Annotated in this window: 1 protein-coding gene; it reads right to left on the minus strand. The window is 41.3% G+C overall.

Going from position 1 to position 6,666, the window contains the following annotated elements:
- Positions 1–6,666 (minus strand): beta strand repeat-containing protein (locus tag LV89_RS25345; protein WP_211321254.1); only part of this gene is annotated, 6,666 nt, incomplete at both ends.

Genomic DNA, 6,666 nt, shown 5'->3' on the forward strand with positions numbered 1-6,666 from the left:
GTTGGCGTGGCTTTGTCTTCTGTAATTTCTACTGAAGCTGAAGCAGTACAACCATTAGCATTTGTTCCAATTACGGTATAAGTTCCTGCTACTGTAATATTAGCTGTTGCAGAATTAGAAATAAACGCATTAGGACCTGTCCATTGATAAGTATTACTACCTGAAGCAGTTATCGTAGTTGTTGGATTTAAGCACGTTAATACAGCAGTAGTAGGTAAAACTGTAATTGTTGGCGTGGCTTTATTCTCCATAACTTCTACTGAAGCAGAAGCTGTACAACCATTTGTACTTGTTCCAATAACACTATAAGTTCCAGCTACTGATACCAATGTGAGTATCGCATTCGATGACGTAAAACCATTTGGTCCCGACCATGAAAATGATGTTGCACTACCTGTTGCCATTAATGAGGTAATAGGACTACTACAAGTCAAATTCAAATTACCAGGATTAATACCAACAATTGGAGCAACTTTGTCTTCCGTTATAACTACACTCGTTGTAGCAGTACATCCATTTGCACCTGTTACCATCACATTGTAAGTACCTGCCAAACTCGCTGTTATTGTTGAAGTAGTAAATGTTCCTGCACCCGACCAAGCATAAGAAATACCACCCGAAGCAGTTAAGGTTGTGGTTGGATTAGTACAAGTCAAAATAGCAGTGCTTGGCGTTACTGTAACCGTTGGCGTGGCTTTATCTTCTGTAATTTCTACACTTGCAGAAGCAGTGCAACCATTAGCCGTTGATGTTCCAACGACGGTGTAAATACCTGTTGCATTAATATTTGCCGTTGCAGTTGAGGCAGTGAATCCTCCTGTACTTGTCCATGAATAAGAATCCGCACCCGAAGCAAGAATACTGGTAGTTGGATTCGCACAAGTTAGAATAGCTGTCGTTGGCGTAACTACAATTGTTGGTGCAACTTTATTCTCAGTTACGGTTACACTCGCCGTTGAAATACAACCTGCTGAACTCGATGCCGTTACGGTATAAGTTCCTGCCGAAGTAATATTAGCAATAGCAGTATTTGCGGTAAATCCATTCGTGGCAGTCCATGAATAAGTAGAACCACCCGAGGCTGTTAATGCTGTACTTGGATTTGTACAAGTCAGAATTGCAGACGTTGGCGTGATGCTTGCGGTTGGCGTAAGATTGATAATTACATTAGCCGTTGCACTTGCCACACAACTATTGGCATTTGTTACCATTACTGAATATACTCCTGCATTCACCGTTTGAACATTTGGAATACTGATAGTAGCCGTTGTTGAAGTGAATGAATTTGGACCAGACCATGCGTAGGTTACGCCATCATTAGCCGTTAAATTTAATGTTGAACCACTACACAATGTTGTTGTTCCTGCAATAACAGGAACTGGCAAAGCATTAAATGTTACCGTCGTTGAAACTGTTTCCGTAGAAGTACACCCTTTTGAATCTTTTACGACTAAAGTATTTATTCCAGAAGTCGTAACTGCTAATGTATTAGAAGAAACAAAGCCTGTTCCATTCCAATTATAGGTATAACCAGCAGTACCACCCGTTGCGGTAGCGGTTAATGTTATCGTATTACCCACACAAGCAATACCTGAAGAAGCTACTGTTGCACTTGGCAAAGATGCTGGCTCTGTGATAGTTACATTAATTGAGGCTTTACAACCAGTCGTTATGTCATTCGCTACTACGGCATAAGTGCCAGCCGAATTTCCTGCAAATGTTCCACTTGATTGAACCGTTCCAGCATTAAATGAATAATTATATGAACCACTACCCGTAGAAGCTAAAACCGTTACAGTTCCATCATTACCACCTTTACAACTTACGTTCGTTTGTGATGTAACAGAAAGCGTTGGATTGGTAGCATTAACAGTGGTAATACTTCCATTCATAATTGATTTACAACCTGTAACTGTATTGGTTGCTTCAATGGTATAAGTTCCTAAAATATTAGCAGGTGGCGTGAATATTAATGCACTTCCTGTTCCTGCTAATACTGAACCACCAAAACCACTTGCTGTCAATTTATAATTTACACCAACTGTTGAACCACTTAACGTAATCGGAGATGCCACACCTGAACAAATAGATGGATTTCCTGTAACATTATAAACTGTTGGTAAAGGATTAATTACGACCGCTGTTGTTGCCGTTGCCACACAACTGTTTCCATCCGTAACTGTAACTGTATATGTGCCTGCGGCTGCCAACGTTGTTGTAGCAATATTGGCATTTTGAGTTGCAGCCACAAAAGCATTTGAACCAGCCCAAGCATAAGTTAAACCTCCTGTTGAAGAAGTTGCCGTCGATGTTAAATTCAAGGCTGATGCTTCACAAACTGGCGTATTACTCGAAGCAGTGATACTTGTCGCAAGGGTTGGTTCTGTAACCGTCACCGCACCATTAGCAGTACAATTATTAGCATCTTTGATAGTTACATTATAAGTACCTGCCAACAATCCTGTAATAGTAACGCCTGTTCCTGTAAAGCCATTTGCTCCTGTCCATGCGTAGGTGTATGGACTTGTACCACCACTTACCGTAACCGTTGCTGTCCCTGTTGCTCCACCTTTACACAAAACATTAGTTGAACTTGCAGAAGCAAGACCTAATGGTGCTAATGGTTGTGTAATTGTTACAGAAACTGTTGCCGTACAGTTATTACCATCTGTTGCCGTGATTGTATAAGTTCCTGCAGGGGCAGTTAAAGTGCTTCCAGATACCGTTCCTCCTGATGATGTGAAGGTGTAAGTACCATTCCCACCTGTTGCAGAAAGAGCTGCCGAACCATTACCTCCATGACAAAGTACAGAAGTAGGCGTAGCAATAACCACAACTGCAGCAGGTTGCGTAATTGTTACACTCGATGCACTACTTTCACAACCGTTACCATCTTTTATTTTGATAGAATAAATACCATCTGCCAATCCTGTGAAAGTATATGGACTTGTTCCTGCCACATAACTTCCACCATTTTTACTAAACATTGGGCTTGTTGCGGAGGTCGCTACTGTAATTGTTCCGTTAGAAACTCCATTACAACTTGGATTAGTTGAAGTTGTTGTGAAAGTTGGTAATGGATTGACCGTTATCACTAACAAAGCAGTATTTTTACAACCATTGCCATCTGTTCCTTCAACGGTATAAGTGGTTGTTGAAGTTGGACTTACCGTCAAATTCGTTAAAGTAGTTGTGCCTTCTTTCCAAACATAAGTATTTGCTCCTGTTGCCGATAAAGTTGTTGAAGCTCCTGTACAAATTGTAACAGGTGTTGTCACAACTGTTGGTAATGGATTGACCGTTACCACTAATGATGCAGTATTTTTACAACCATTGGCATCTGTTCCTTCAACGATATAAGTGGTTGTTGAAGTTGGACTTACCGTCAAATTCGTTAAAGTAGCTGTGCCTTCTTTCCACACATAAGTATTTGCTCCTGTTGCCGTCAAGGTTGTTGAAGCTCCTGTACAAATCGTTACAGGTGTGGTAACAATAGTTGGTAAAGGATTGACCGTTACCACTAACGAAGCAGTATTTTTACAACCATTGGCATCTGTTCCTTCAACCGTATAAGTGGTTGTTGAAGTTGGACTTACCGTCAAATTCGTTAAAGTAGCTGTACCTTCTTTCCACACATAAGTATTTGCTCCTGTTGCCGATAAAGTTGTTGAAGCTCCTGCACAAATTGTAACAGGTGTTGTCACAACTGTTGGTAATGGATTGACGGTTACAGTAACTGGCTGAATTACATAACAACCTGCTGATTCACTTCTTATATAAATCGTTGAAGTTGAGGAAATTGCGGTTGGCGTTGTAATATCACCTGCTCCACCAGCCATTGCCAATGTATTGGTTGAATAATAGTTCGTCGTTGTTCCAGTATTGGTTGTTTGAACTGCTGAGGTTGTAATATCAACCGTGGCAGGACTACAAACTGCTGCTGGATTTACTACTGTTAAGGTTGGCAATGGATTAACTGTTACCGTTACGCTTGGAGGTGTTCCTGTAAATGTTTTTGTACAACCATTGACAGTCATACTTACCAAAGTATAAGTTGTTGTTACGGTTGGTGCTATATTTACCAATGTTATACCAGCATTTAGCGTAACAGTTTGGGTTGTCGAACCATCACTATAATCTACAGTTATAGTATTACTTCCATAAAAAGGAGTGCTAAAATTGAGACTCGCACTACCTCCAATACAGATTGAACTTGTATTTACATTAATACTGCCAAATAAAGGTGGTTTAACTGGAACTGTTACCGTAAATGGAGTTCCAGCACAGTTACCTGTTACACTCGTAGGTGTCACAGTATAAATTACGTTGTGAGTTATGCTTGAGATATCTATGCTCGTTAAATTATCCGTAATTGTTGAGCCTGTCTGAGCAGTAGTTGAGAAGCCACTTAAAAATGGTGATGATGATGCCCCCACCCATGAGAACGTACTATTAACACTATTGCTCGTAGTAAGTGCATAACCTACTGCCGTTCCTGAACATATAGCAGGAAGAGTAATACTTGCTCCTGCTGGTTTTGGATTTACGGTTACCGTTGCCTGACCTGTCATTGAAGTACCTGTACAATTGGCATCGCTCACAGCCGTAACGGTGTATGTTCCCGCTGTTGCTCCTGTAATAACATAAGGGCTTGTTGTTGCTGTTACTGTTGTTGGTGTTGTTCCATCAGTGTAGGTTACACTCCACGGTGCTGTTCCAGTTAAGGCAATTGATACATCTGGTAAAGTAACTCCTTCACAAACTGTTCCACCACCTGAAACGACTGCCGTTGGTAAAGGATTAACTGTTACCGTTGCTTGACCTGTCATCGAAGTACCCGTACAATTAGCATCACTCACAGCCGTAATGGTGTATGTTCCTGCTGTTGCTGTTGTGATTACATAAGGACTTGTTGTAATGCCAGCAACCGTTACGGGTGTTGTTCCATCTGTGTAGGTTACACTCCACGGTGCCGTTCCAGTTAAGGCAATTGATACGTTAGGTAAAGTTCCACCTGTACAAATTACACCACCACCACTTAGCACAGACGTTGGCAATGGATTCACAGTAACTGTTAATGAAGCAGTATTTTTACAACTTGTAGTAGTATTTAGCCCTTCTACCGAATAAGTAGTTGTTATGCTTGGACTTACTACTAAATTCGTTAAAGTAGTTGTGCCTTCTTTCCAAACATACGCATCAGCTCCTGTAACTTTGGTGCTTAAATCCACCGAAGCTCCTGCACAAATGGTTGCAGGCGTGGTTGTGATAGTTGGTAAAGCATTCACCGTAACTGTTGAAGTGTTACCCGTGTTATAATTAACCACGCAACCATTTGCATCTGTTACACCCAATAAAGTATAAGTAAATGTACCAGCCGTTGCTGTTGAAACAGTAATTGTTGAAGCAGTAGTTGTTTGTGTACTTCCACCATCAATGGTATAAGCATAGGTCAATGTACCTGTTCCGCCTGTTCCTGTAAAAGTAATTATTGGAGCAGTAGCAGAACCTATACATACAGCAGTTGTTCCGCCAATAGTTGCACTTGGCAAAGAGGTAGGCTGAGTAATTTTCGTACCCGTTGTTCCATCCAAATCAATAATACAAGTAGGATTGGCGGCATCTCTAATTGACATTTGATACGTTCCATGAACCAGTGTAAATGCACCACTTGACTGCCAGTTGGCTCCGTTGTCTTTACTATATTCGTAAGTACCTGCACCACCCGTAGGAGCAGTAACCGCTATTGAACCAGTACCTCCAAAACAAGTAGCATGGGTTGCTGTTGCTGTGGCTGACAATACGGCTGGTTGCATAATTATCGTACCATTTGTTCCATCCAAATCAATAATACAAGTAGGATTGGCGGCATCTCTAATTGACATTTGATACGTTCCATGAACCAGTGTAAATGCACCACTTGACTGCCAGTTGGCTCCGTTGTCATTACTGTATTCGTAAGTACCAGCACCACCACTTGGTGAAGTAACCACTATTGAACCATTACCTCCAAAACAAGTAACATTAGTCGCCGTTACGGTTGCGGACAAAATGGTTGGTTGGTTTATGGTTACAGTAGCAGTTGCCGTGCATGAGCCTATATTATTTCCATCTGGTGCAGTTGCCGTTAAAGTATAAGTTCCAGCAGGTAAGCCCGTATTACTTACTACGGCATTGCTTGAATTAGTTATTACAACGCTTGAGCCTGCACTATTCGTTACTGCGATAGAACCATTTGAGGCACCAAAGCAATTTGCATCCGTAGCTACTCCACTTACTGTTACAGCAATCGGTTGAGTAATTGTTACCGACAAACCCGTTGTAGCTACACATCCATTGACATCTGTTGCGGTTACAACTACTGAATATGTCCCTGCCGTTAAAGCAGTAACATCTTCGGTAGAGGCAGCAAAGCCACCGCCTGTTTTAGTCCATGCGTAAGTATATGTTTTTGTTCCAGTTCCTCCAGTTGCGTCAGCAACAGTTAAATCAATCGAGCCATTGTTTCCACCGAAGCAATTTACATTAACTTTTGTTGATGAAGGAGTTCCAGCCACCAATGCTGGGGGAGCAGTAATAGTTATTGATGTTAAACTAACTTCACAACCATTAGCATCTTTTACTTTTAAAGTATGAACACCAGCCCCTAATCCTGAGAAAACATTA

Origin of the sequence: Arcicella aurantiaca (genome assembly GCF_003148625.1) — a bacterium.
GTDB classification, from domain to species: Bacteria; Bacteroidota; Bacteroidia; order Cytophagales; family Spirosomataceae; genus Arcicella; species Arcicella aurantiaca.